The organism is Campylobacter gracilis (genome assembly GCF_018374135.1).
GTDB lineage: Bacteria > Campylobacterota > Campylobacteria > Campylobacterales > Campylobacteraceae > Campylobacter_B > Campylobacter_B gracilis_A.
Genome location: NZ_JAHAFS010000011.1, coordinates 37,969 through 62,897, shown reverse-complemented (window position 1 = coordinate 62,897; position 24,929 = coordinate 37,969). Strand labels below are relative to the sequence as shown.

Below are 24,929 nucleotides of genomic sequence, written 5' to 3'. Positions count from 1 at the left end.
GGCGGAGCGTTGAAAAATCCGCGTCTAAATTTGAAAATTTTTAAAATTTGCGTGGTTCGTATGCGGCGCGTAGGCGCGATTTTAGCGTTCTTCTTACCCGTGCGATCTGCGCAGAAAAATTTTAAATTTTATAAAGCTTTATCTGCAAAATTTCATTCTTGGCGCGAGATATACGGCGCGAAACCAGGGTTGAGAGCGCGCGCGGTAAATTTTGACGCAACAAATATCCGCAGCTGCTTTGAAGGGTTTTTAAAATTTCAAAGGCGCGGAGCCGATCCGTTTTATCTCGCGCCGAAAAAATTTGCGTTGGAATTTGATCGTTTCGGCTCTAGCCGCGCAAAATTTTATACTGCAAATTTAACCCCTCGGCGGAAGTGATGGATTATCTGTATCAAAGCGCCCTGGGTTTTCATAAGTTTTTTGCGCTAGCTGCGGCGATTTTAACGATAATTTATCTGATTTTTACCCAGCTTAAAATAGACGTGGCGGCAGAATTTCGTCCTCGCGGCAAGGCTTTAAATTCCGTCGCCTCCGCGCCGCAAGCCAAAAATTTAAAGCAAAAGAGCAGATCGGGACTTAGATTTCTTAGGCGCATCAGGCTGTTTTTGCCGATCTATTATTCGTGCATCGCGGTGCTGATAATCAGCGGAAGCGTGATGCTGCCGGTGCTGCACTTTGATCTGAGCTTTAAAATTTACTTTATGGCGACCGCAGCGTTAGCGATGATCATACTTAGCGCGGCGTCGTACAAGCGGTTAAAAATCGCGTATCTGAGCCAAAACTTTGCGCCGTATCAGCGCAAAATGCGGGTGATTTTGGGGCTAAGCTTAGCGATAATTTTGATAGCGAGTGTTATTTGATGGTATATTTTTACGATAAGCTTGCAGGCGAACAGAGCCTGATTTTGCAAAATGATCAGTTTTTGCACCTAAAGGCCAGGCGAGCAAGGGCGGGCGAGCGCATAGACGTGCGCAATCTTGAGGACGGGGCGAGTTATCTATATGAGATTGCCGAAATTTCGCGCAAAGGCGCGGCTCTGAATTTAGTTTTTAAAAGCTCGGTTTTTACGCCGCCGCACGATTTTTGCGTCGCTTGGGCGGTCGTCGAGAGCGCCGTGATCGAAAAGAGCCTGCCTGCGCTAAACGAGATGGGCGTCGGGCGGCTTGTTTTGGTCTATGCCGATCTGTCGCAGAAAAACGTGCGGCTCGATCTGCAGAGGATGGAGCGGATTTTGATCAACTCGTCGCAGCAATGCGGGCGAAATTCCATCATGCAGATCGAGGTTTTGGGCGGCTCGGACGAGCTCGCGCAAAGGTATGAAAACGTAAGCCTGATCGATTTTGGCGGCAAGAACATCGACATTTTCGGCGGTGATGAGATCGCCTTCATCGGCCCGGAGGGCGGGTTTTCGCCGCGCGAAAGGGAGAAATTTAAAAACGCTTATGTGCTTAATAGCCCTTATATTTTGCGCTCAAATACCGCGCTGATCGCAACTTGCGCGAAGCTGATGTTTTAAGCGCTCGGCAAATTTTAAAATTTAAAAGTCGCGCGCTTTAAATTTTGGAATTTAAAATTTGCTCTGCACGATCCGCTATGTTTATCGGCGGCTTGACGCGCGGCGCGTATTTGCCGTGGCGTATCTTTATGCGCTGTATTTTGCACGCCGCAGCACGCCGCGGTGAAATAAATTTTACTCGCAAAGCGGGCTAAATTTTAAAATTTCGCGTTCAAAAAGCATGCTTGAAAAAAAATGCTGCTTCGCCGGGGGATTTTTAAAAACCCTTTAAATTTGCTTTTTAGATAAAAAAGTTGTATAATCACTGCCTTTTAAAATCATCAAAAAGGATCAAAAATGAAAAAAGATATCCATCCAAACTTTGTCGAAACGACCGTTACTTGCGCTTGCGGCAACACTTTTAAAACGCGCTCGAACAAGGCCGAGATCCGCGTCGATATCTGCTCCAACTGCCATCCGTTTTTCACGGGCAGCGAGAAGATCGTAGATAGCGCGGGCCGCGTCGAGAAATTTAAGCAAAAATACGGAATGAAATAGTTGCTATATCTCATTCCTACGCCGATAGGAAATCTAAGCGATATCTCGAGCCGCGCGCTTGAGGTATTGCAAAGCTGCGAAATCCTAATTTGCGAGGATACGAGGGTTTCAAAAAAACTTCTAAACTTATTATCCGATAAATTTCAAATTTCATTTAAAATTTCACAGTTTTACTCTCTGCACACGCACAATGAAGCGGAGTTTTTCGCGGGTTTTGATGCGGCGCTTTTGCGCGAAAAAGCTTGCGCATACATAAGCGATGCGGGCATGCCCTGCATCAGCGATCCGGGAATTGCGCTCGTAAAATTTGCGCAACGAAGCGGCGTGCCTTACGAGGTGCTTAGCGGCGCAAACGCTCTGCTACTCGCAGCCGCCGCAAGCGGGCTTGTGGAGAAAGAATTTAGCTTTTTAGGCTTTTTAAATAATGACGGCGCGCAGCGCAAAGCTCAGATCCTAAATTTGATGCAAAGCCCCTATCCGTGCGTGCTTTACGAATCTCCCAAGCGCGTGGTAAAGCTAATAGAGCAGATCGCGGGGATCGACGCGCAGCGCAAAATTTTTGCGATTAAGGAAGCCACGAAAAAATTTGAAACCAAATTTTTCGGTAGCGCCGCAGAGGTCTTACTCAACCTAAACGGTGCAAATTTAAACGGCGAGTGGTGCGTCGTGATTGACGGCGCAGGCGAGAAAAGCTTTGAAAAAATCACTCAGGAAGATATTCTCTCGCTTGAGATCGCGCCGAAAATAAAAGCAAAACTACTCTCAAAAATCAGCGGCGAACCCGCCAAAGAAATATATAAAAATTTGATACGCTAAGTCATATTTTAACCGTTTTTCGCTAAAATCCCAAAATGATTATTTACGGCAAGCAGCTGTTTTTGCACCTTTTGAACCGGCATCCGCAGAAATTTATCCGCATCATCCTTGCAAAGGAGTGCGAGAAAGAAATTTTTAAAAAGATCGCCGCAACCGGCGTAAAGATCGAGCGCGCCGATGCGAAAAAAGCTCAAGCCCTTGCTCGCGGCGGCAACCATCAAGGCTTTTTAGCCGAGGTGGAGGAGTTTAGCTTCGGCGATCTAGCTAGCGTCAAAGACGATAAATTCGTGCCGATCCTTTATGGGCTTACCGATGTCGGAAACATCGGCGCGATAATGCGCAGCGCCTATGCTTTGGGCGCGGACAGCGTGATCGTCGTCGCAAATAATCTAAATATGGCGGGCGTAGTGCGCGCAAGCTCGGGCGCGGCGTACGAGCTAAACGTCGTTAAGGCCGCAGACGGGCTTAGCGTGATAAACGAGCTTAAACAAAGCGGCTTTGAAATTTACGCCGCGAGTGCGGGCGGGACGAGCTTTAAGGAGTTAGAGCTCGGCGCGAAAAACGCACTAGTAATGGGGAACGAAGAAGAGGGGATACCTGCTAGAGCGCTTAAAAAATGCGACTGCGCGGTATCTATAAAGATGCGCGAAGGCTGGGATTCGCTTAACGTAAGCGCGGCATTTGCGATACTATGTGATGGAATTTTAAATGGAAGAAATAGAAGAGAAGTTAAATAATACGGACGAGCAGGCGGAACAAACCGAGAAGCCGGAGCAAACGCAGCAACCAAAAAGCAGCGATCTAGATAAATTAAAATCTATGGATCTGATCGAGATAGCGCGTACGACGCGCATCGACGCGCAAAATTTAGAATACATCATCAATAAAGACTTCGAAAAACTTGCAAATTTTAACGTTAGAGGTTACATTAAAATTTTAGAGCGCGAGTTCGGGCTGGATCTATCGGACTGGCTTAGCGAGTTTGAGAGCGCCAAAGCCAGCTTTGCGCCTGTTAAAAAAGCCAAAGTCGAGCAGGTTTATGGTCAAAGGGTCAGCCCTAACAAAAGCGGCGGCGGTTGGCTTTTGTGGCTGCTTGTGATGGTGTTAATTATAGGCGCGATCTTTTATTTCGGACTTTATAAAAGCTTCGGCGAATTTTTTGGCTCGCTTTTATGGGAGCAAAACAAAACCACCTACTCGGACGCTCCAATCGTAAATAACACTCAAAAAAAGCTTGAAAACATCGGTATCGACGTCGTTTCACACAACGCTACAGATGAAAAATTCGCATTAAAGTCAGATGCCAATGCAGCCGCTGCTGCGGATGAAAATTTAAGCTCGCTCAATGCGCTGGACCGTTCTATCAGGATCGAGCGCGCGAGCATTAAGACTGAGGAAAATTTTACCGACGAAAACGCCACGCAAAGCAAACCGGCACCCAGCAAAGATATTGTGCTTAGCCCGCGCGGTAAGATGTGGATCGGCATCATCGATCTAAAAAGCGGCAAGAAGCGTGAGATGGTCATAAATACCCCTTACGTCGTCGCTTCGCAAGGAGATGAGGAACTGCTAATCTCTACCGGTCATGGGATGTTTGAGCTCGGCAAAGCCGATGGCAACGTAACTTTCAGCGAAAGAAACACTCAAAAATTTCACGTCAAAGATGGCAATATTACTAAAATTTCAGCCGATGAGTTTCTGCGCCTAAACAAGGGCAAAAAGTGGTAAAATCCTCGCTCTCGCGCGGTTTTTCGCTCGTAGGACTTCGCCGCCATCGAGGGTAAATTTCGGCTTGCTGCGCGCTCGGTTTAAATTTAAACTCACGGCTGTAAATTTAAAAAGTTTGAATCGCGCTGCCTTGGATAAAATTTTAAACGGCGTAGATAAAATTTAGCGGTGCGGGCGCTTGCAGTAGCGCACTAAATTTAAGAGGCGCCGTCCATGGTGCCCTGCAAAACGGAGGTCTCGGTCGTTTCGATCGGATGTAAATTTAAATGTCGCCGCAAAGTAGTCGCTACGCGATAAATTTAAACGATCAACACGCCTCTGCGCCTCCGCGGTTTTAAAATTTTAGCGAGGCAAGGGTTTTAAACGTCTTAGTGATATAAAAGCGCCGCCGCATCGCTGCTAGGGCTTGAAATTCTGCCTCCGTGCAGCATGAGCAGATCGCTGCGTTTAAGGCGCGAAATTTTAAATATGGCTTGAAAATTACTTTAAAATAAGAGGTTTGAGATGTTTGACGAAATCCGTTTTTCAAAAATCGAGCGTTTGCCAAATTACGTTTTTGCCGAGGTTAACGCCATAAAAATGGCTGCACGCAGAGCCGGCGAGGATATAATCGATTTTTCGATGGGCAATCCCGACGGCAGGACGCCGCAGCATATAATAGACAAGCTTTGCGAAAGCGCGCAAAAGGACAAGACGCACGGCTACTCCGTAAGCCAGGGCATCTACAAGCTGCGACTTGCCTGCGCGAATTGGTATAAGCGCAAATACGGCGTGATCTTGGACCCTGAAAGCGAGATCGTCGCCGTGATGGGCTCTAAAGAGGGCTTCGTGCATCTAACTAGCGCGATCGTAAATCCTGGCGATGTCGCGGTGGTGCCTGATCCCGCGTATCCGATACATACTCAAGCTTTCATCATCGCGGGCGGCAACGTCGTTAAAATCCCGCTTGCCTATGATGAGAATTTAAATTTTAATGAGAATAAATTTTTCATCGATCTGCAAAAAACCTTCGACGAGAGCATTCCGCGCCCAAAATACGTCGTCGTAAATTTCCCGCACAACCCCACCACGGTCGTCGTGCAAAAGAGCTTCTACGAGCGGCTCGTGGCGATGGCGCGGCAGGAGCGGTTTTATATCATCAGCGACATCGCTTACGCGGAGATCGCTTTTGAGGGTTATAAAACGCCGTCGATCTTTGAGGTTCAGGGTGCAAAAGACGTCGCCGTCGAGGCATACACGCTCTCTAAAACCTACAATATGGCGGGCTGGCGCGTGGGTTTTGTTAGCGGCAACAAAAAGCTCGTAGCCGCGCTTAAAAAGATCAAGTCGTGGTTTGATTACGGCATGTTTACGCCGATCCAAGTAGCCGCTACGATCGCACTGGATGGACCGCAGGAGTGCGTAGAGCAGATCCGCGCGAGCTATGAGAAGCGTAGAAATTTTTTGATCGATACTTTTGCGGATGCGGGTTGGCAGATCGCAAAACCTAGCGCATCGATGTTTGCATGGGCGAAATTACCGCCCGCGGCGGCTCATCTAAGGAGTATGGAGTTTTCCAAACAGCTTCTTACCAAGGCGCGCGTCGCCGTAAGCCCAGGCGTGGGCTTTGGTGCGGCGGGAGACGATTATGTGCGGATCGCTTTTATCGAAAACGAAAACAGGATCCGCCAGGCCGCTAGAAATATAAAAAAATATTTGAAAGAGATCTGATGAAGGTAGCGATTTTAGGCGTCGGCACCGTAGGTAGCGAAGTTGCAAACATTTTGATCAAAAACAAAGATATCATCCTTGCGCGCGCGGGCGTTAGCATAGAGCCCGTAATCGGGCTCGTGCGCGATACGAGCAAAAAACGTGACGTGAAAATTCCGCTTAGCAACGACGCTGGGAGTATCATTGAGCGCGACGACATCGACGTTTTTGTAGAGCTTATGGGCGGGGTAGAAAAGCCCTACGAGATCGTAAGCGAAATTTTAAAGCGTAAAAAGGCGGTCGTTACCGCAAATAAGGCGCTTCTGGCTTATCATCGCTACAAGCTCCAGGCTTTGGCGGGCGATACGCCTTTTGGCTTTGAAGCGAGCGTGGCGGGCGGAATTCCGATCATCAAAACCCTACGCGAGGGGCTAAGCGCCAATCGTATCGAAAAAATAATCGGCATCGTAAACGGCACGAGCAACTTTATCCTTACGAATATGATGCAAAAAAACGAGAAATTTGAGGACGCGCTAAAGCGAGCTCAAGAACTCGGTTACGCCGAAGCCGATCCTAGCTTTGATATCGGCGGGTTCGACGCGGCGCATAAGCTTTTGATCTTAGCTAGCATCGCATACGGCGTGCACGGCGATCCGGAAGATATCCTAATAGAGGGAATAGAGGAGATCACGCAGGAGGACATCTATTTTGCGCGCGAATTTGATTTCATAATCAAGCTGCTTGCGGTAGCCAAGCGCGCGTGCGACAACAAAGTCGAGCTGCGCGTCCATCCTGCGCTCATTTCGAAGGATCAAATGCTCTCAAAAGTAGACGGCGTGATGAACGGCGTGAGCATCTACGGAGACTGCGTCGGCGAGAGTATGTATTACGGACCAGGCGCTGGCGGTAGCGCTACGGCAAGCGCTGTTATAAGCGATCTCATCGACATCGCGCGCGATAACAAAAACCCGATGCTTGGATATAAAATTTTGCCGAGCGAAAATTTTATGCAAATTTTGCCGAGCGAGCAGATCCGCACGAAGTATTATTTCAGACTGCGCGTGCGCGACGAGAAGGGCGTGCTGGCGAAGCTTACGAATATTATGAGCTTAAACGATCTTTCGATCGACAGCTTTTTGCAAAAGCCTAAGCTCAAAACGGACGAGGAAGTGACGCTGTTTTTCACGACGCATACGTGTTGCGAGAAGGACATAAAGCGCGCAATAAGCGTAATTAGCGGCGAAAATTTCATCACGCAAAAGCCTTTTATGATCAGGATAGAAAGTTAGCTTGGGCTTAAAAGAATACATTTTCGGCTTTGCTTGCGAGGACCGTGCTGCGGAATTTTTACGCGGCGAAGGATTTGAAATTTTAAAGCGAAATTTCCGCTGTCGCTTTGGCGAGATTGATATTGTCGCGCGTAAAGACGGGATTTTGCACTTCGTCGAGGTGAAGGCCACGAGCGGCGATTACGACGCCGTAGAGCGTGTGACGGGCGCTAAGATGGCTAAAATTTTAAAGGCGGCGGAATTTTATCTGATGAGCTGCGATACGGACGAGCCGTGGCAGATCGACGTCGTGGAAGTTTATCCAAAGCAGATAAAATTTATCGCCAACATATCTTTTTAAATTAGAATTTTTATTATTTATTTAAGATAATGAACTATAATCCGCAGAATTTTAACACAAGGAGAACATTATGGGAAAGTATATAGAGCTTACTTCGGAGAATTTCGATGTTACTAAAGAGGGTGTCGCGTTAGTCGATTTTTGGGCGCCTTGGTGCGGACCGTGCCGTATGATCGCCCCGATCATCGAGGAGCTTGCGAACGATTACGACGGCAAGGCTAAAATTTGCAAAGTAAATACCGACGAAGCGCAGGATCTTGCGGTACAGTTCGGCGTTCGCTCGATCCCAACGATACTATTTTTCAAAGACGGCGAGCTAAAAGCTCAGCTCATCGGCGCGCAATCCAAGCAGATCATAGCCGACAAGCTAAACTCGCTTCTGTAAATTTCAAAGGGCGGCTTCGCCCTTTTTTCTCCCACTCATCGTTTTATTAATTAAATTCGTAAATTTAACGCTCGCGACTTTACTTAATAAAATAATTAAGGAGAAAAAATGTTAGATTTAGCAATTATCGGCGGCGGTCCTGCGGGGCTAGCGGCGGGGCTTTATGCTACAAGAGGCGGTTTAAAGGACGTCGTGATGTTTGAGATGGGGATGCCCGGCGGGCAGATTACCTCAAGCTCCGAGATGGAAAACTATCCCGGCGTTGCTGCGGTGACTGATGGGATGAGCTTTATGGCGCCTTGGCAGGAGCAGTGCTTCCGCTTCGGGCTGAAGCATGAGATGGTGCGCGTGCTACGCGTCTCAAAAGACGGCGACGGAAATTTTACGATCTATCTCGAGGGCGATCAAACGCGTCGCGCACGCGCCGTTATCGTCGCTACGGGCTCTACTCCGCGCCGCGCGGGGATCGAGGGCGAGGATGAGTTCTTCGGTCGCGGCGTTAGCACCTGCGCGACCTGCGACGGGTTTTTTTATAAGGGCAAAGAGGTTGCCGTCCTCGGCGGCGGCGACACGGCGCTAGAGGAGGCTCTGTATCTAGCTAAAATTTGCTCTAAAGTCTATCTGATCCATCGTCGCGACGAATTTCGTGCTGCGCCTTCGACCGTGCAAAAGGTGCGTGAAAGTGAGAATATCGAGCTCATCACAAACGCGCTCGTAGAGCAGATCAAAGGCGATGCAAGCGGGGTAACGGGCATAGTCGTCAAGGATAAAATTAGCGCCGCCGCGCGTGAGCTGCAACTACCCGGGGTCTTCGTATTCGTGGGGCTTGACGTACGAAACGAGGTGCTAAAAGACGAAAGCTGCAAGTTCATCTGCGACATCACGCCGGGCGGGCAGGTCGCGGTAAATTTAAAGATGCAAACAAGCGTACACGGACTATTTGCGGCGGGCGATATGAGACAGGATGCGCCTAAACAGGTCGTTTGCGCGGCAGGCGACGGCGCGGTTGCCGCACTTAGCGCGATTGCGTATCTGCAAGGACACGACAAATAAGCTTGTATTCGGCGTAAAATTTCACGGCGCGGCGAGCGAAACTGCTTCCGCCGCGTTTTAAATTTAAAATCACACCTGAAATTTTGGATGAAATTTTATTATAAAAAAAGCGGCTAAATTTTAAAATTTCATAAAATTTAGCCGCGAGATGAGGCGCTTATTGCCTTTCGTAGAAGCCTGCTATGACATCTTTTGACTTCATTTTATTTACGGGATCTTCTTTACCGTTCGTGATAAGTTTAAATTTATCAGACAGACTTACGCTTTTACCCTCATTTACGATAAAATTTAGCTCGATAGCAAGCTTTGATGATCCACCTTCTTTTTTATGCCCAAAGCTTGCTATCGAGCCGAAATTTGAGATAAATTCGTGAAGCACGTGGTTAAAAGCGTGAAAGATAAAATTTAAAGATGGAATTTTTAAAAGAATTCGGCGAGAGAGGGAGGGAATCGAACCCCCCGGAAAACGGTCAACCGCCCTCCTATCGGATTTGAAGTCCGCAGACGCCACCAGGTCGCCATCCTCTCCAAATGCGGGAATTATAGCGAGATAAAATTTATTTAGCTTTAAAGAGGCTAAATTTCAAACCCTTTCGGCTCATTATTAGCGACGGCAGGATTATGAGCGCGCCCAAAAGCAGTAGGCTCATCACCAGACATATTAACATCCCAAAGTAGATCGTAGGCCAGAAATTGCTCATCATCATCACGCTAAAGCCCAAAATGATCGCAAACGACGTATAATACATCGCGTATCCGATACTTGCGTGGCTTGCGCGGATAGCCGCAGCCTCGTCGCCAAGGCGCGCAAACTCGCGCTTGTAGCGATAGATATAGTGGATGACATCGTCCACGCCGATACCGATGCTAATCGCCGCTATCGTGATACTCATGATATCCAGCGGAATGCCCGCAACGCCCATGATGCCGAAGCAGGCGCAAAGCGGGATTAAATTTACGACGATCGCGATAAGAGCGTATGAAAACGAGCGAAAGATGATCACGAAAAGCACGAAAAGCACGAGCACGGTGATACCCAGGGTGTCTATCTGCGAGCTCATCAGGCTTTGAAGCATATTGTTATAAAGCACCATTATACCGCTGATCTGTGCGCTTGCCTGCTCGCCTTCGAGCAAAGAATTTAGCTCGTTTTGCAGATCTTTTAGGAATTTCGCTCTGCGTAAGCGCGGATCGCTATCTATCGTGCGGACGCTAAAGTGCGCCTCGTTCGCTTCGATGTTTACAAAGGGCGAAAGCACCAATTCACGGTAGTTTGCCGGCATTTCAGAGTAGATTAGAGCAAGGCTTAGATCATCCAGATCGCGCCCTTGATTAATCTGCTTGCCGAGCTTCAAAAGCGATGCGAGCGAGCTTACGTCGCCGATAAACTCGTGCCCCGTGACGTTTTTGTCTTTCAAAAAATCATCTATTTTGCTGATGATACGCATCTTTTCGGAGGTGAACCAATATTGCGGCTTGTTTTCGTTGGCGGCGTATTCGGCTTCGAAATCGCCAAAATCGTCGCTCGCAGTGGAATTTTGCTCTAAATTTGCGGCATGGGTTTGATCTAAATTTACGGCGCCGCTTGGCTGTGCTGCCGCGACGGAGCTTTGCGCGATAAAATTTTGATCATTTAAATTTTGCGCCGCGGCAACGGAACTTTGAGGTATGGAATTTCCTGCAATAGAATTTTGCGCTGTGGCGGTAGAATTCTTAGTAGCGGAATTATGCGCGATAGAATTTTGCTGAGTAGAATTTTGCTGAGTAGAATTTGCAGCAAAATTTTGCCCCGCAGGATTGGAATTTTCGCCGCTCTTAAAATTTGCGCTACCGCTTGCGGAATTTTCACTCCCGCTAGCAGTATCTGCGCCGCCTGCACTTTTAAATTTAACGACGATATCAAGCGGGATTGTTCCGCCGAGATTTGTATCGATGACCTCCATGCCTGCGCGGATGTCGGTGCTTTTTTTGAAGTAGCCGATGAAGCTGTTTTCGACGCGCAGCTGCGAGATACCGTACAGCCCAAAGATCACCGCCGCAGCGCATACGCCATAGACCGCGCCTCTGCTGCGTAGCGCCGTTTCGGCGCACCAAAGCGTAAATTTAAAGTGCTGCTCGAAGCTGCGATTATTGTGCGTACGCTTTAGCAGCGACATAACCGCGCCGAATACTCCAAACGCCGTAACTAGCGAGATACTGATGCCTACACTCATCATAATTCCCAGAGAAATTACGGGTTTTATATCGCAAAAAATTAGCGACATAAAGCCGATAACGGTCGTAAAGATTGCGAAAAAGCAGGGCATCGCGCGCTCGCGAAGCACTGCGTAAACGAGCTGGCGTTGCGAAAATGCGTGAAAGCGCGCGCTAAATTCGCGGTATGCGACGATTAGGTGGATACAGACCGAAACCGTGATGATGAGCTGAAGCGCGATAAAATTTGAGCTGATGACGGTAATTTCAAAGTCTAAAAAGCCGAAAAGCCCCGCTGCGAGCACGACCGAATACGCGCAGATGATAAGCGGCAGCAGGATAAATTTCGCCTGTCTAAAAAAGAGCCAAAAGCAAGCCAGCAGAAGCACCAAGGCGCCGAGTCCGTAGGTCGCCAGATCCGAGCGGACGTAGCCCACCATATCGTCTGCGATCATATTTAATCCGCCTAGAAACAATCGGTCGCCCGTAAATTCCTTCTCAAAGCCCGCGATCAGCGCGCGCAAAGCCACAATGTCGCGGTGATCCTTTTCGCGTAGTTCGTCGCGGTAGGATTTAAAATTTTGCTCCGCAACTTTAAGCGCGTCTTTAAGCTGTGAAATTTGAGCCCCCGAGCGGTTGCCCTCGTGCTCCGCTTGCTCTAGAGCGCTTTTAGCTCCGTCTCTTAGGCGCAAAAGCTCCTCGTAGCGGGTCTGCGGCTTTAAATTTATTAAAATTGCGGTAGTGCGAAGATCTGCGCTTACTAAATTTGACGCGTAAAAGGGGCTCGTGGCAAACTCGCGCCTAGCCGCGGTTAAATTTACGTCCGCGTCGGTAAGGGTGGGTATGTGTTTAAGCAGCTCGCTCATGCCGCCACCTTTGTTTAGCAAAAGCGGCACATTCGTGATGTCCGTGACGCTAGCGACGAAATCCAGCTTGGAAAAAGCTGCGTCCATCTGCGCTATCTTGCGGATCGTCTCGGGCGCTAAAAGATCGCCCGCGGGAGTGTATGCAAGCACCAAGAAATTTGGCGTTTCGTAGCGTTTGGATACTTCGCGCCAAATTTGAAGGTCTTTGTCATTATCTAGTAGAAGCGTCTGGCTCGAAGCGTCGATCTCTAGCTTTGTGGAGTAATATCCGAAAAACAGCGCCAGCACCGTAAACAGCGCGAGCGTGATTTTTGGAAACGCGACGATTAAGCGAAAAATTTTTTTCAAATACCGCTCTTTTTGAGTGCGCCGCTATTCGCCGCTATTGATGACAGTGGAATTTAGCCGCTTTATAAGCTCGTCAAAGCCCAAGCTTTGCGTTACGTCGCCTAGCTGCGAGCGGTAGGTCTGAATTAAGCTGACGCCCACGATATCGACGTCGTAGATACGCCAATCAGCGCCGTTAGGATAAAATTTAAAATCTATGTCGTAGTTTTTCTGCTCGCCGATGACCTGCGTTTTTAGCACGCGGCGCTTATCGCTCGGGCTTTGTTTGCTTAGCACTTTCATATCCTGATCGGTATAAAGCGAAAGTTTTTCGATAAAGGAGCGCTTTAGATGCGCCTCGAAGGCCTTATTAAATTCCGCGATCTGCGCGGGGCTAAGACTCGCGTAATGCTTGGCAAGGGATAGCTTCGCCATCATTTTATAATCAAAATAGCCGTCAAAAAGTGCAAAAATTTTCGCAGGCTTTGCGTCTTTCGGTGTACTGCTTCGCATAATATTTACGGCCTCGGCGACCTTCTGGCTCATCACCGACTCGATATCCGCATCGCTAATAGCGTGCGCCGAAATCAAAAGCGCTCCGCAAAGCGCTAGAACTTTTAAAATTTTCATTGTTATTCCTTTATTAGTTTTTCGCGATTTTGCTCGTAAGCATCGCGTAAAAATGGATACAGACCCACCGCATCTTTGGTCATTTTTTCATAAAATTTCGGATCGCGCGAGTAGTCGTTAAATATTCTAAATCCATTGACGGAGTTTCGAACGGTGCCATCTTTAATATAATTTATCGGGTTTGAAAAATAATCTCCGACAAGCCCCGCTGTATCGCGGAGATTGCTCTGTCCCAAAATCGGCCAGACGATGTGAGGGCCTGCCGGCACGCCCCAGTATCCTAGTGTCTGCCCGAAATCCTCGTCGTGGCGCGGAATTCCGTAGTATTTGCCCGCCATATCGTTAAGCCCGCCGAAGCCGACGGTCGAGTTGATCAAAAACCGCTTTGTCTCATCCCAAGAATTTTCAAATTTACCCTGTAATAGGTTGTTTACGAGCCTCATCGGATATAAAATATTATAGAAAAAATTTGAAAATGCCCCTTGAATCGGATCGGGCGTTACATAGTCGTAACCGCTGGCTACGGGGGTTAGTATGTATGAGTAAAATACGTCGTTAAAGCTCGTCATAACGCGGTTATAGCCGCTAAGTGGATCGAAAACCTCACGCTGCGCGAACTCCGCATCAAAACTATCCGTATCGCCAGGCGCTACGTCTTGCTTTTGCGAGCAACCGCAGAGTGCCAATGCTACGGCTAAGAATAGAATTTTTATAAATTTCAAATGTGACCCTTCTTTATAAATCAAAGTGGCGATTTTACAAATTTAAAGAAATTTTGTCAATAAAGGTAAAATTTCATATAGAATTTCCCTCTTTATAGCGCAAAATAAAGCCTGCGGCTCTTTAAGAAATATATCAGAGGATATATTATAAAATCACGCGAAAGTAAATAAGAAAGGATGAAAATGGATGCAAAATTTGCTTTGGAATTCCTACTTGGCAACGAAGCATCGCTTCTAGCCAAGCACATTAAGCTTCTTAAGGCCGTAGATGAGACTAAAAGTATTACAAAGGCTGCGGAGATCGTAGGAGTGTCGTATAAAAACGGCTGGGATGCGCTAAATTTAATCAACAACGCGAGCAAAAAGCCGCTCATCGTCCGCACTCAAGGCACAAAGAAAAATAGCGGCTCCGAGCTCACCCCTTACGCTCACAAGCTGATTCGCGCTTATGATGCTATCAGCCACGCGGGCGAGACGTTTTTGAGTGAAATTTTAAAGCTTGACGAGATCACCGAAGAGAGCCTTTTGAGCTTAGAGAAGATCGGTATGAAGCTTTCTGCGCGAAATCAGCTAAGCGTTGAGATTACGGATGTTCAAACAGGCGCTGTAAACTCGCAGATCACGGCTAAGCTCGCAGGTGGTGAAATTTTATGCGCGACGGTAACCGTAGAGAGCGAAAAAAATTTAGGGCTAAAGGCGGGCAAGGATGTGCTGTTTTTATTCAAGGCTCCAAGCGTCATCATTGCCAAAGGAGCTTCGGAGAAGCTAAAACTTAGCACGACGAATCAAATCAAAGGCACGATTAGCGAGGTCAAAATTGGCGCAGTAAACGCAGAGATCTGTCTAGGCACAAGCTCGCATCAAAACATCACCGCGATCATCACGCGAGAATCTGCCACCGCGATGGCTCTAGGAGTAGGAGATGAGGTAACGGCGATCATCGAGCCTAGCGAAATCATTATTGGCGCGTAATAGGGTGAAATTAGGTGCGCAAAATTTTAAAATTTAAGGCGTAAATTTAAAATTTTAGATACAATTCAATTCTCGGCGAGAGCCGAAACGAAAGGCATAAAATGAAGTTAAAAGCAGTGCTTTTAGGAATTTTAACCGCAGGCGCGCTTAGCGCAGGAGAGGTCAGCGTAGCAGCCGCTGCGAACACGACGTATGCGTTTGACGAGATCAAGGCGGAATTTGCCAAGCTGCATCCGCAAACCACGCTAAACGTGAGCTTGGGCGCCAGCGGTGCGCTTAGCACGCAGATCAAAAACGGCGCGCCGTTTGATATTTTTATGGCGGCGGATATGAAATTTGCAGACGATCTGCATAAGGAGGGCTTTGCGACGGCGCCTGCCAAAACCTACGCAAAGGGCAAGGTCGCGATGTTTAGCGTGCGCGGTGTAGATCTTAGCAAGGGGCTTGAAGCTTTAAAAGACCCTAGCGTCAAAACGATTTCGATAGCAAATCCAAAGACCGCTCCTTACGGCACTGCAAGCGTACAGGCCTTCCAAAAAGCGGGGGTTTACGATGAGATCAAAGGCAAAATCGTAGAAGCAAAATCGATCGGCGAGGCTCTTTCGCAAGCGCTTAAAGCTTCCGACGTCGGCTTTATCGCGGCCAGCGCGATGTATGCGCCTAAGATGGCAAAGGACGGCTGCAACGGCAAGCCTTGCAAGCAGGGCGAAAATTTCGTCTTGGTCGACACCAAGCTCTACGAGCCGATAGCTCAAGGCATGGTCGTGCTAAACCGCGCCAAAGACAATGCCGAAGCCAAGGCATTTTATGATTTTATCCTAAGCGATAAGGGTAAGGCGATCTTTGCTAAATACGGATACGAGTTTTAATGATTAGAGCGAGAATCAACGAAATTTTACAAAAAGACGGCATCCATTCTGTAGGATTTATCGCGGGCGGCATCAAGCTGCGCGGCGTATTTTTGCAGCTAAGTAGCGAGCTTAAGGTGGGCAGTGAAGTTTATGTGGACTTTAAAAGCACCGATGTGCTTTTATCTCGCGAAGCTCTAAGTGGTATATCTAGCGAAAACGAAATTCACGGCAAGATTACGAGCCTAAGCTTGGGCGAAATTCTATGCGCGCTCAGGTTTGAAGGCAAGATAAGCTTTGATGTGCTCATTAGCGCGCATTCTGCGCAGGAGCTTGCTTTACGCGAGGGCGACGAGGTTTTCGCATACATTAGCGCCACTGCGATATATATAGAAAAATATGATAACGATTGATTGTAAGAAAAAAATCAGTGATGATTTCTCGATTGATGCTCGCTTAGAGATTAACAAAGGCTCGTTTGTATGTCTATATGGGCGCAGCGGCAGCGGTAAGACTACACTGCTGCGCATTTTAGCGGGATTTTTGCGCGCAGATAGTGGTAGCATAAAAGACGGCGATCGCGTGCTACAAGAAGGCAATGAATTCTTAAGCGCAGGCAAGCGCAGAATCGGTTTTCTGTTTCAAGATTACGCACTTTTTGAGAATATGAGCGTGACGGGCAATCTACTTTTTGCCAGAAACGATCCGCAAAAAGCTGCGATGTTGCTTGAAATTTTAGAGCTTAGCGAGTTTGCAAAATCCGGCGTAGAGGGTCTTAGTGGTGGGCAGAAACAGCGCGTGGCACTTGCTCGCGCACTGATGCAGGAGCCTGAAATTTTGCTACTTGACGAGCCGCTTTCGGCGCTTGATTTTACGATGCGTGAAAAAATCCAAGAATATTTGTTAAAGATCCACGAGCAGTTTCATCAGACTGTGATTTTGGTAAGCCACGACGTAAGCGAGATTTATAGGCTTTGCAAGCGAGTTTATGAGATGAAGGACGGCAGGATCGTCCGCACCGGTACGCCGGAGGAAATTTTTCTTAAAACTAGCGGCTCGCAGAAGTTTTCTTTCGCGGGCAAAGTTGTCGATTTGCAAGCACGCGACGGGGTCAAAGTAGCCGTCGTAGCGATCGGTAGCCAGCTATGCGAAGTGGTGCTAAGCAATACGGAAGCCGAGGGCTTGCAAGTAGGCGACGAGGTCAAAACAGGCGCTAAAGCTTTTAATATCACTCTGCGTAAAATTTAAACGCAGGCTAGAGCAAAATTGCAATGCGAGGCTAGATAGCGTGCGGAAATTAAGCTTTAAATTTTAGATTTTGCGCAGGCAGGCATCGTTAAATTCCTTCTTTGAATTTATTATTTGGCGGCGGTGGGTTTATTTTTAAATTTAGCGGCTTTTAGCTTACTTTTTTGGCAGGAGTTGCGTGAATTCTATCATGCGATCTTGGTAAAAAATTTAATGTGAAGCTTCGCAAAAACTTAAAATTCCAGATTTAGAATTTTGCCTGAATTTTGTGACTTTGAAATTTTAAAAGCTTTAACGGCTTGAAGCTTGCGTGCTAAACTCGCTTAATTTGCAAGCTGTGGCAAGGTTTCGTTAACCCGGTTTTTTAAGTTTGCGAAATTTTAAAATTTCGTTTTGTCGGGCTCAATGTAATTCCGCTAAGTTGTTCGGAGAACGCCGTTTGGCTATATCTTGCGTGAAATTTGCGCTCAGATAAATCCTGCTCGCTCAAGTTTTAAAGCCTAGTGAAGCTTTTTGAAATTTAGCTAGGCAAAATTCGTGGCCTTGAAAATTTGCCAGCTTGGTAGAGAGCTTAAAAGCTCAGTGGAATTCGCACGCTTGAAGAAATTTATTAGCCAAGCACTTTTATAAATTCCGCTCAGTTCGGCTTGCATGGAATTTTTAAAATTTCATTTTGCTAAAGTTCTTGCGCAGCTAGCTCTGCGCAGAATTTTTCAAAATTTCATTTTGCAAGGCCTTATGACTATGAGATTTGCGTAAATTCTATCTAGCTTTGCCTCTAAATTTTAAAGCAGGGCTAGGCTTTTAAGATTTTATAGTTTGAGCCCAGCGGCTCGGCTTGGAGGATAAATGTTTGAAATTCTAAAGGGGCTCGATTACACGCCGTTTCTCGTCTCATTAAAGCTTGCGAGCTTAACGACATTTGCGTTGTTTATCATCTGCGTGCCGCTTGCATTTTTTATGGCGAGAAAAAATTTCCGCGGCAAAAGCGTGATCGAATCGATCATCTCGCTTCCGCTCGTGCTGCCGCCTTCGGTGCTAGGGTTTTACCTGCTCGTTTTTCTATCGCCCTATTCGGTGTTAGGGGAGTTTTTTGACAAACACTTCGGGCTTCGGTTCGTATTTAATTTCGGCGGGCTCGTGATCGCGAGCTGTATCTACTCGCTGCCGTTTATGTTTTCGCCGCTGGTTTCGGGCTTTCGCTCGCTTCCGCGCTCGCTTTTTTGGGCGTGCGACTCGCTGGATAAGAGCTATTTTCCCAAGCTGTTTCGCGTCGCATTGCCAGCAATTCGCCACTCCCTACTTAGCGCTTTGGTGATCTGCTTTGCGCACACGATGGGTGAGTTTGGCGTCGTGCTAATGATCGGCGGCAGCGTGAGCGAGCAGACCAAGGTCGCCTCCATCGCGATCTACGAAGCGACTGAGACGCTCGATTTTGCGCAGGCTCACGCATATTCGGCGCTGATGCTTATCTTTAGCTTCGTGGTGCTTTTAATCATGCATTTTTTGGGCGCGCGCGGAGCAAAAATCAAAGCTTAAATAGGCTTTAAAACGAAATTTGCTAAAATCCCGCAAAATTTGGAATTTGGCATGAAAAACAAAAAAGACTTCGTTACCGAAAGATTTAACGCCGCCTTGATTCTAGGCGCTGCGCTACTTACGCTTGTAGTAGTTTGCGAGATTAGCTTTTTGCGCACTAGGATCGCTACGCAGCTTGATTTGCGGACGCGCACGGCGATTACTTTACTTAAAAATACCGACGAGTCGCTTTTTAGCGAGCTTGAAATTCTAAAAGAGAATATCATTTCTTTGGACGCAAGGCACGAAGCTGCACAAAGCGAGCTTTATGCGGATTTGATCCGTAATGTCGTAAAATCTTCTCATAGATTTGACGCTATTTTTTATATGCGCGCCCACGGCGCGGAGCAGGAGAGCTTAGCACATTTTTCATCGGATGCGCGCATTTCGGATCTTGGCGAGATACGGCTTGCGGATATCGCAAGCGAGCTAAAAAAGGATGAATGGGTATCGCGCTATATGATGATGGATGGGGCGTGGCGGTATTTTTTGATCAAGCGTGTAAATGCTGATTCATATCTGCTAGGCTTTGCCAACACCGCTAGGTCGATTGCCAGACTCTCTTCGCTGGGAGATATTTTGGTCTTTAATGCCGAAGGTAAATTTTTTAACGCTCCTGGCAGCGCAACCGATATATTGGGGCAGGATTTTGATTTTTCGCGCCTAGGCGAAGTGGTAAGCTTCGAAGACGAATCTGGGTTAAGCTTTGCCTATCTTGCGAAATTTGGGGATAATTTCGTAATGGCTCGCGAACGAGCCGGCTATTTTTTGGGCGCAGACGATTTTATCGTCGTAGCGCTAGCAGCAGCTATTTTGGCTTATTTAATCCTTCTAATTTCAAATTTTACGTTTTTAAAAAAGCGCGTTTTCATCCCGCTTGCAGCAGTTCAAAACGCGCTGCGCCAAGGGGACTATCACTCCAAAATTCGAGATATAGAAGCGCTAAATCCGCTAAGCTCCGTCTTAGAAATTTCTAAATCCATAGATGAGGTTTTGAAGTCTAATCTGCGCCACGGCGATTTTAGCCTCAGCTTTAAAGATGCGCTAAAATACAGCTCTCTTTCAGTGCTTAGTATCGATAACGTCGCAGGCACGATCGAAAGCGCTAGCAACGGCGCACGCGAGCTTTACGGCGATGACGTCGTAGGGCGGAATATCTTCGCGCTGCAAGCAGGCTCGTTTTACGATCACGCCTATCAAACCCAGCGCGCAAACTACGTCAAAGAAAACTACGTCGTAACCCGCCAAGAGACCAAAAACGGCGTCAAGGACCTCTATGTTAAAAAATCTTATATCCGCGACGGAAGTAAAATTTCAACCCTTTTTGTGGTGCTGGATGCGTCAAAATATCGCAGATTTTACGATGAAACTAAGCAAAAATATGAGTATTTAAATCACGCGCCTATCGTTACACTCGTGTTTGACTACACTTCGGGCAAGATCGTAGATGCTAGCAAAAATATAAAAGAGCTTTGGGGTTACGAAGCGGCGCAGTTTTTAAGTGGCGAGATAAGGCTATGGGATTTGCTGGATGAAAAGGATGCGAATGAGGCTAAAAACGAAATTTTAAACCGCTTAGCCGATATGCCTTCAGAAGAGCTAAGCTTTTCTCAAAGCTATAAAATTCGCCACAACGACAATATCCGCTATAGCTACGAAGTGAGCATCTATGTCAAAAAGTCCGCCGCCAGGGCTGCGTTTTATTTTCAAAATATCGACGACGATGTTAAGGCGATCCGCGGCTTACAGGAGGATTTGGACTTTTACCGCACCGTAATCGAGACTAGGAATTTTTGCACCTGCTTAATCGATCTTGATGCGCAGACGCTGTCGTTTGATAAAAATTACTTTAAAATTTTAAAATATCGCGGCAAAAGGCTAAACACTGCGATGAGCTTTGGGGAGTTCAGTTATGAAATTTACTTCGCGGATTTAGAGAATTTCAATAAAATGATCCGCGAATGCACCGCCGGACTTAGAAGCGATTTTAGCTGTGAATTCCGTCTGCGAAATGCCGCTAATGCCTATACTTGGATCAGTATGCAAGGCTACGTCACCGAAAAGCACGGCTCTCGCTCGCGCCTTGTAAAAACTACGCTCGAAGATATTAGCTCGCGCAAACAGACGGAGCTGGAGTTAAATTTAAACGCCAACGTCTTTTCGCGCTCGCTAGAGGCGATCTTAATCACAGATGAGAGCGGTCGCGTGCTGCGCGCTAATAACGCCTTTTATGAAATCACCGGCTATAGCGAAAGCCAAACTATCGGCAAAATTCCAAATTTCTTCGCTCCTACAGAGGGCGGGGCAGACGTGATGGAGAGGATTAGAAAAAATCTCGTTGGCAAACAGACCTCTTACAAAGATGAAATTTACGGACTAAAACGAGGCGGCGGCACCTTTCCTGCGTTATTTACGGCAATTGCGATAAAGGATGATTTTTCGCTTACTTCAAATTTCATTCTGATGTTTACCGAAATTTCGCAGATCAAGCAAAAAGAGAGCGAGCTAGCCAAGATCGCCCATTACGACGCGCTTACCGGGCTTCCGAATAGAGTGTATTTTATGAAGGCTGCGCAGAGATTTACCGCAAACTCGGGCGAAAATTCCAAGCTTATGGCGGTGCTTTTCATCGATTTTGACGGCTTTAAAGCGATCAATGACACCTATGGGCACGAGGTCGGCGATATGTTTTTACAAGCGATCTCAAAGGCGATGAGTGGGCTACTGCGTAAAGGCGATATCTTGGCGCGCCTAGGCGGCGATGAGTTTGGCGCTATCATCGGCGATCTGCAAAGCAAGGACGCGGCGCATGTGCTATTAGACCGTCTGCTTGGAATTTCAAAGATGAAATTTAATCTTAAAGGCAATGAGATCAGCGCAAGCATCAGCGTTGGCGCAGCGTTTTACGACGGCAGCGAAAAGATCGAATTTTCAGGACTTTTATCGCGCGCCGATAGAGCGATGTATCGCGCTAAAACGAGCGGCAAAAACCGCTACTGCATCTTTGAGCGCGCCGAAGCAGACGAACCTAGCGAAGAAGGGATTGCTGCAGCGATCGAAGAGGGGGAGTTTTTCGTGCTCTATCAGCCGATCATTAGCGGCGCGCAGATTTACGGATATGAGCTGCTTTTACGCTGGGATCGCGGAAAGCGCGGAATTCTTGCCCCGCAGGATTTTGCGCAGATATTAAGCGAGCCTCGATTTGAGTTACCGATCTCAAAATTTGCGTTTTCAAAGATGATGGAATTTAATGCTCAAACGGGCGCAAACTGCTCGATAAACGTAAGTATAGCCGTGCTTACAAACGACGAATTTTACGATTTCGTAGCTCACAGCTTGCGAGACAGGGCTAATGCAAAAGGCGAGTTGATGTTTGAGATAACCGATTTTAGCGAGCAAAATTTTAAGGGATTCGCACCTGCGCGTGGGCGTTATGCAGATCTTGGGATTAAATTTGCCCTTAATAGTGCAAATAAAAATAATATCCCATTCCTGAATGCCCAGCCTTTCGATGTCGTTAAAATCGACCGCGAGCTCTGCCTTGACATAGGCAAGAAAAAAAATGCTATCCGAACGATGGTGGAGATCACGGGTAAGCTAAAGCGAGAATTTGGCTTCGCTCTTGGCGCTCAAGGGGTCGAAAACGCGCTGTCGCTGCGGCTCTTAAACAATTTGAAATTTAACTATCTGCAGGGAAATTTTATCGCAAAAGCGCTGGATCGCAAAGAGATAGACGCTTTTATCGCGCGCTTTAAAGACACGCCGAAGCTCGCGGCTATCGGTAAGGACGAGTTTATCGGCTTTTTAAACGCGCTTGATTACAAAGAGCTTGCTTTAAGCTTCGTTTCGCGCGCCGATGCGGGCGATCTGAGCCCCGGAGAATTTGAAGGCTTTAGAGCAAAATTCGGTGAAATTTTAAACAAAACTCAAAGCGCGGGCAGCGAAAAATTTGCGTTAACTACAGAAATACGTAAGCAAATTTTAGATATTCTTTCGCTTGATTATCGCGCTTTAGTAAGCTTCATCTCAGGCTTTAGGGCGCGGCTAGATCAGTTCATAAGCGATTTGGAGGCAGCATGATAGATAGCGTTAGCGCCGATTTCGATCACGAGATACCCAACGGCTCGAGGCTTTATTTCGGAAAGAGCGCGCAGCTCAAGCGCGAGCTGGAAAATAAAGCGAGCGAAATCCTCGTTAAAAACGGCTTTAGCGAAATTTTAACGCCATATTTTTCATATCATCAGCACCTAAGCGTCGCGCCGCAAAAGCTTCTTAAGCTCTCCGATCCCACGAACCACGAGCTAGCGCTTCGAGCAGACAGCACCGTGGACGTCGTGCGTATCGTGCGCAAGCGGCTGAAAGACGATAAGCTAAGGCGGCTATTTTATGTCCAGCCTACTTTCAAATACCCAAGCGACGAGTTTTATCAGATCGGCGCAGAGCTGATCGGAGAGAAAAATTTGCCCCTTGCGATTAAAATCGCGCAGGAATTTTTTAAAGAATTTGATCTTATGCCCGCGCTTCAGCTAAGCAACATCGAAATTCCGAAAAAAATCTGCGAAATTTTAAATTTGCCGCTTGAAATTTTTGAAAAGGGCAAGATTGAGACGCTGCTTGAGCAAAATTTGCCTTGGCTGGATGCTACGGCTCGCGCCACATCGCTAAAGGACGTGCAGGCTCTGCGCACGCAGGTGCCTGAAGAGCTCGTGCCATGCCTAGATGAAATTTTAAGCCTGGGCGTGGATTACGAGCGCATCTGCGTTTCGCTGCTGTATTACTCTAAAATGCGCTATTACGACGCGCTATTTTTTAGATTTTTAGACGCGGGCGCAGTGTATTGTAACGGCGGAAATTACGAGATTGACGGGCTAAAATCCAGCGGCTTTGCGCTGCTAGTGGATGCTTTGATAGAAAAAATTATGCAAAAGGATGAGAAATGAGTAAAGTTGACGTAGTCATCGGCGCCCAGTGGGGCGATGAGGGCAAGGGCAAGATCGTAGATATGATAAGCGCGAATTACGATTTCGTATGTCGCAGCAGTGGCGGGCACAACGCGGGCCACACCATCGTCATAAACGGCGAGAAATTTGCGCTGCATCTAGTTCCTAGCGGTGTGCTTCACAAAAATATCATCAACATTATCGGAAACGGCGTCGTGATCAACCCCGACGTGCTGATTACCGAGATGGCGCAGTTTGAAAATTTAAAGGGCAGATTTTTCATAAGCGAGAAGGCGTTTTTAAATTTGCAGTACCACTCGCTGATCGATCAAGCGCGCGAAAAGAGCAAGGGCGAGCTTGCAATCGGCACCACAGGCAAGGGTATAGGGCCTGCGTATGCCGATAAGATCGCGCGCACGGGACACCGCGTAGTGGAGCTTTTAGAGCCTGAAAGGCTTGCCGAGGCGCTATCGCGCGATTTTGCTTCGCATGAGAGCGTTTTTGAAAAAGCGGGGGTTAAAATCCCTAGCAAGCTTGAAATTTATGACGAGCTAAAACGCTATAAAAGCGCGCTCGAGCCATACATCGCCGATACCACGCACATGCTGTGGAAGGCGCTTGATTACGACAAGCGCGTGCTCGTAGAGGGCGCGCAAGGAAGCCTGCTTGATATCGATCACGGCACCTATCCTTACGTCACGAGCTCGACTACCATCGCGGGCGGGGCTTGCAGCGGGCTCGGGCTCGCGCCGAAAGATATCGGCACGGTGATGGGAATTTTAAAAGCCTACACCACCCGCGTGGGCAACGGCGCGTTTCCTACCGAGGATAAGAGTCCGCAAGGCGAGGCGATGCGCGAGATCGGTAAAGAGTACGGCACCACGACGGGCAGGGCGCGCCGCTGCGGCTGGTTCGACGGAGTGGCTACGAAATACGCCGTGCGCCTTAGCGGCATCGACAAGCTCGCGCTTATGAAGCTTGACGTCCTAGACGGCTTTGAGAGTATTAAAATTTGCCGCGCATATCGCTATAAGGGGGAGGAGATCGATTATTTTCCGATCGATTTGGAAGCTGCCGAGCCGGTTTATGAGCAGATGCCTGGCTGGGACAGCGTCAAAGGAATTTCAAAATTTGAGGATCTGCCGCAAAACGCGCAAAATTATATCCGCAAAATAGAGGAGCTAAGCGGCGCGAAGGTGGGCTTTATCTCTACCAGTCCCGAAAGAAGCGACACGATAATTTTATAAATCGG

24 protein-coding genes are annotated in these 24,929 nt (G+C 47.6%); 20 read left to right on the top strand and 4 right to left on the bottom strand.

Going from position 1 to position 24,929, the window contains the following annotated elements:
• Positions 1-9 precede the first annotated feature (9 nt).
• The 12 genes from KH703_RS06530 to trxB all read left to right on the top strand — a co-directional run bounded on the left by KH703_RS06530 (position 10) and on the right by trxB (position 9,353).
• Positions 10-378, top strand: coding sequence for a hypothetical protein (locus KH703_RS06530; RefSeq protein ID WP_304295098.1), 369 nt, complete (start codon positions 10-12; stop codon positions 376-378).
• Entirely contained in the window at positions 378-860 is a 483-nt protein-coding gene (locus tag KH703_RS06525; RefSeq protein WP_304295097.1) for a hypothetical protein, read from the top strand. The genes KH703_RS06530 and KH703_RS06525 overlap by 1 nt, the downstream gene beginning before the upstream one ends.
• A complete protein-coding gene (locus KH703_RS06520) occupies positions 860-1,516 on the top strand; it encodes a 16S rRNA (uracil(1498)-N(3))-methyltransferase (protein WP_304295147.1) in 657 nt (218 codons plus the stop codon). The genes KH703_RS06525 and KH703_RS06520 overlap by 1 nt, the downstream gene beginning before the upstream one ends.
• 336 nt (positions 1,517-1,852) lie before the next feature.
• Positions 1,853-2,053, top strand: coding sequence for a 50S ribosomal protein L31 (gene rpmE, locus KH703_RS06515; protein ID WP_005869728.1), 201 nt, complete (start codon positions 1,853-1,855; stop codon positions 2,051-2,053).
• Complete coding sequence (rsmI, locus tag KH703_RS06510; protein WP_304295095.1) at positions 2,054-2,869, top strand: 16S rRNA (cytidine(1402)-2'-O)-methyltransferase; 816 nt, start codon at positions 2,054-2,056, stop codon at positions 2,867-2,869.
• A 35-nt stretch (positions 2,870-2,904) separates the two neighbouring features.
• Complete coding sequence (gene rlmB / locus KH703_RS06505) at positions 2,905-3,606, top strand: 23S rRNA (guanosine(2251)-2'-O)-methyltransferase RlmB (protein ID WP_304295093.1); 702 nt, start codon at positions 2,905-2,907, stop codon at positions 3,604-3,606.
• Positions 3,578-4,597, top strand: a complete 1,020-nt coding sequence (locus KH703_RS06500; RefSeq protein WP_304295091.1) for a RodZ family helix-turn-helix domain-containing protein — start codon at positions 3,578-3,580, stop codon at positions 4,595-4,597. Before rlmB ends, KH703_RS06500 begins: the two co-directional genes overlap by 29 nt.
• Before the next feature lie 504 nt (positions 4,598-5,101).
• On the top strand, positions 5,102-6,307 hold the full coding sequence (locus tag KH703_RS06495; RefSeq protein WP_298977865.1) for an LL-diaminopimelate aminotransferase: 1,206 nt from the start codon (positions 5,102-5,104) through the stop codon (positions 6,305-6,307).
• The gene (locus KH703_RS06490; RefSeq protein WP_304295088.1) at positions 6,307-7,575 is read left to right on the top strand and encodes a homoserine dehydrogenase; all 1,269 of its coding nucleotides are present in this window, start codon (positions 6,307-6,309) and stop codon (positions 7,573-7,575) included. Before KH703_RS06495 ends, KH703_RS06490 begins: the two co-directional genes overlap by 1 nt.
• Position 7,576: 1 nt before the next feature.
• Complete coding sequence (locus KH703_RS06485) at positions 7,577-7,915, top strand: YraN family protein (RefSeq protein ID WP_304295086.1); 339 nt, start codon at positions 7,577-7,579, stop codon at positions 7,913-7,915.
• Between the two features lie 70 nt (positions 7,916-7,985).
• On the top strand, positions 7,986-8,300 hold the full coding sequence (gene trxA, locus KH703_RS06480) for a thioredoxin (protein WP_005869718.1): 315 nt from the start codon (positions 7,986-7,988) through the stop codon (positions 8,298-8,300).
• A gap of 108 nt (positions 8,301-8,408) precedes the next feature.
• A complete protein-coding gene (gene trxB, locus KH703_RS06475) occupies positions 8,409-9,353 on the top strand; it encodes a thioredoxin-disulfide reductase (RefSeq protein WP_304295084.1) in 945 nt (314 codons plus the stop codon).
• A gap of 157 nt (positions 9,354-9,510) precedes the next feature.
• On the opposite strand, the gene KH703_RS06470 is transcribed toward trxB, so the two are convergent.
• From KH703_RS06470 to KH703_RS06455, 4 genes are read right to left on the bottom strand one after another with little or no spacing between them, the layout of a single operon-like run.
• A complete protein-coding gene (locus KH703_RS06470; protein WP_304295082.1) occupies positions 9,511-9,864 on the bottom strand; it encodes a hypothetical protein in 354 nt (117 codons plus the stop codon).
• Positions 9,865-9,910: 46 nt separating this feature from the next.
• A complete protein-coding gene (locus KH703_RS06465) occupies positions 9,911-12,760 on the bottom strand; it encodes an MMPL family transporter (protein ID WP_304295081.1) in 2,850 nt (949 codons plus the stop codon).
• 24 nt (positions 12,761-12,784) lie between these two features.
• Positions 12,785-13,369, bottom strand: coding sequence for an ABC transporter substrate-binding protein (locus tag KH703_RS06460; RefSeq protein ID WP_304295079.1), 585 nt, complete (start codon positions 13,367-13,369; stop codon positions 12,785-12,787).
• A gap of 2 nt (positions 13,370-13,371) precedes the next feature.
• Entirely contained in the window at positions 13,372-14,091 is a 720-nt protein-coding gene (locus KH703_RS06455) for a VacJ family lipoprotein (protein WP_304295077.1), read from the bottom strand.
• Positions 14,092-14,274: 183 nt separating this feature from the next.
• Between KH703_RS06455 and KH703_RS06450 the strand changes: the two genes are divergently transcribed.
• The 8 genes from KH703_RS06450 (at position 14,275) to KH703_RS06415 (ending at position 24,924) form a co-directional block, all read left to right on the top strand.
• Complete coding sequence (locus KH703_RS06450; RefSeq protein WP_304295075.1) at positions 14,275-15,063, top strand: TOBE domain-containing protein; 789 nt, start codon at positions 14,275-14,277, stop codon at positions 15,061-15,063.
• Positions 15,064-15,164: 101 nt separating this feature from the next.
• Positions 15,165-15,932: a molybdate ABC transporter substrate-binding protein gene (gene modA, locus KH703_RS06445; RefSeq protein ID WP_304295074.1), complete on the top strand. Its 768-nt coding sequence runs from the start codon at positions 15,165-15,167 to the stop codon at positions 15,930-15,932.
• Entirely contained in the window at positions 15,932-16,324 is a 393-nt protein-coding gene (locus KH703_RS06440; protein ID WP_304295072.1) for a molybdopterin-binding protein, read from the top strand. The genes modA and KH703_RS06440 overlap by 1 nt, the downstream gene beginning before the upstream one ends.
• Complete coding sequence (locus tag KH703_RS06435) at positions 16,311-17,159, top strand: ABC transporter ATP-binding protein (RefSeq protein WP_304295070.1); 849 nt, start codon at positions 16,311-16,313, stop codon at positions 17,157-17,159. Before KH703_RS06440 ends, KH703_RS06435 begins: the two co-directional genes overlap by 14 nt.
• Before the next feature lie 849 nt (positions 17,160-18,008).
• Positions 18,009-18,698 (top strand): molybdate ABC transporter permease subunit, encoded by a 690-nt coding sequence (gene modB / locus KH703_RS06430; RefSeq protein ID WP_304295068.1) that lies wholly within the window; start codon positions 18,009-18,011, stop codon positions 18,696-18,698.
• A gap of 51 nt (positions 18,699-18,749) precedes the next feature.
• Positions 18,750-22,817 carry a diguanylate cyclase domain-containing protein gene (locus KH703_RS06425; protein ID WP_304295066.1) on the top strand — a complete coding sequence of 1,356 codons (4,068 nt, stop codon included), beginning with the start codon at positions 18,750-18,752 and terminating at the stop codon, positions 22,815-22,817.
• Complete coding sequence (locus KH703_RS06420) at positions 22,814-23,677, top strand: ATP phosphoribosyltransferase regulatory subunit (RefSeq protein WP_304295064.1); 864 nt, start codon at positions 22,814-22,816, stop codon at positions 23,675-23,677. The genes KH703_RS06425 and KH703_RS06420 overlap by 4 nt, the downstream gene beginning before the upstream one ends.
• Positions 23,674-24,924: an adenylosuccinate synthase gene (locus KH703_RS06415; RefSeq protein WP_304295063.1), complete on the top strand. Its 1,251-nt coding sequence runs from the start codon at positions 23,674-23,676 to the stop codon at positions 24,922-24,924. Before KH703_RS06420 ends, KH703_RS06415 begins: the two co-directional genes overlap by 4 nt.
• The last annotated feature ends 5 nt before the right edge of the window (positions 24,925-24,929 follow it).

Excerpts from the sequence above, each read along its gene's own strand:
- KH703_RS06525 (WP_304295097.1), top strand. The coding sequence starts at position 378 with ATGGATTATCTGTATCAAAGCGCCCTGGGTTTTCATAAGTTTTTTGCG.
- KH703_RS06520 (WP_304295147.1), top strand. The coding sequence starts at position 860 with ATGGTATATTTTTACGATAAGCTTGCAGGCGAACAGAGCCTGATTTTG.
- rpmE (WP_005869728.1), top strand. The coding sequence starts at position 1,853 with ATGAAAAAAGATATCCATCCAAACTTTGTCGAAACGACCGTTACTTGC.
- rlmB (WP_304295093.1), top strand. The coding sequence starts at position 2,905 with ATGATTATTTACGGCAAGCAGCTGTTTTTGCACCTTTTGAACCGGCAT.
- KH703_RS06500 (WP_304295091.1), top strand. The coding sequence starts at position 3,578 with ATGGAAGAAATAGAAGAGAAGTTAAATAATACGGACGAGCAGGCGGAA.
- KH703_RS06495 (WP_298977865.1), top strand. The coding sequence starts at position 5,102 with ATGTTTGACGAAATCCGTTTTTCAAAAATCGAGCGTTTGCCAAATTAC.
- KH703_RS06490 (WP_304295088.1), top strand. The coding sequence starts at position 6,307 with ATGAAGGTAGCGATTTTAGGCGTCGGCACCGTAGGTAGCGAAGTTGCA.
- trxA (WP_005869718.1), top strand. The coding sequence starts at position 7,986 with ATGGGAAAGTATATAGAGCTTACTTCGGAGAATTTCGATGTTACTAAA.
- trxB (WP_304295084.1), top strand. The coding sequence starts at position 8,409 with ATGTTAGATTTAGCAATTATCGGCGGCGGTCCTGCGGGGCTAGCGGCG.
- KH703_RS06460 (WP_304295079.1), bottom strand. The coding sequence starts at position 13,369 with ATGAAAATTTTAAAAGTTCTAGCGCTTTGCGGAGCGCTTTTGATTTCG.
- KH703_RS06450 (WP_304295075.1), top strand. The coding sequence starts at position 14,275 with ATGGATGCAAAATTTGCTTTGGAATTCCTACTTGGCAACGAAGCATCG.
- modA (WP_304295074.1), top strand. The coding sequence starts at position 15,165 with ATGAAGTTAAAAGCAGTGCTTTTAGGAATTTTAACCGCAGGCGCGCTT.
- KH703_RS06440 (WP_304295072.1), top strand. The coding sequence starts at position 15,932 with ATGATTAGAGCGAGAATCAACGAAATTTTACAAAAAGACGGCATCCAT.
- KH703_RS06435 (WP_304295070.1), top strand. The coding sequence starts at position 16,311 with ATGATAACGATTGATTGTAAGAAAAAAATCAGTGATGATTTCTCGATT.
- modB (WP_304295068.1), top strand. The coding sequence starts at position 18,009 with ATGTTTGAAATTCTAAAGGGGCTCGATTACACGCCGTTTCTCGTCTCA.
- KH703_RS06425 (WP_304295066.1), top strand. The coding sequence starts at position 18,750 with ATGAAAAACAAAAAAGACTTCGTTACCGAAAGATTTAACGCCGCCTTG.
- KH703_RS06420 (WP_304295064.1), top strand. The coding sequence starts at position 22,814 with ATGATAGATAGCGTTAGCGCCGATTTCGATCACGAGATACCCAACGGC.
- KH703_RS06415 (WP_304295063.1), top strand. The coding sequence starts at position 23,674 with ATGAGTAAAGTTGACGTAGTCATCGGCGCCCAGTGGGGCGATGAGGGC.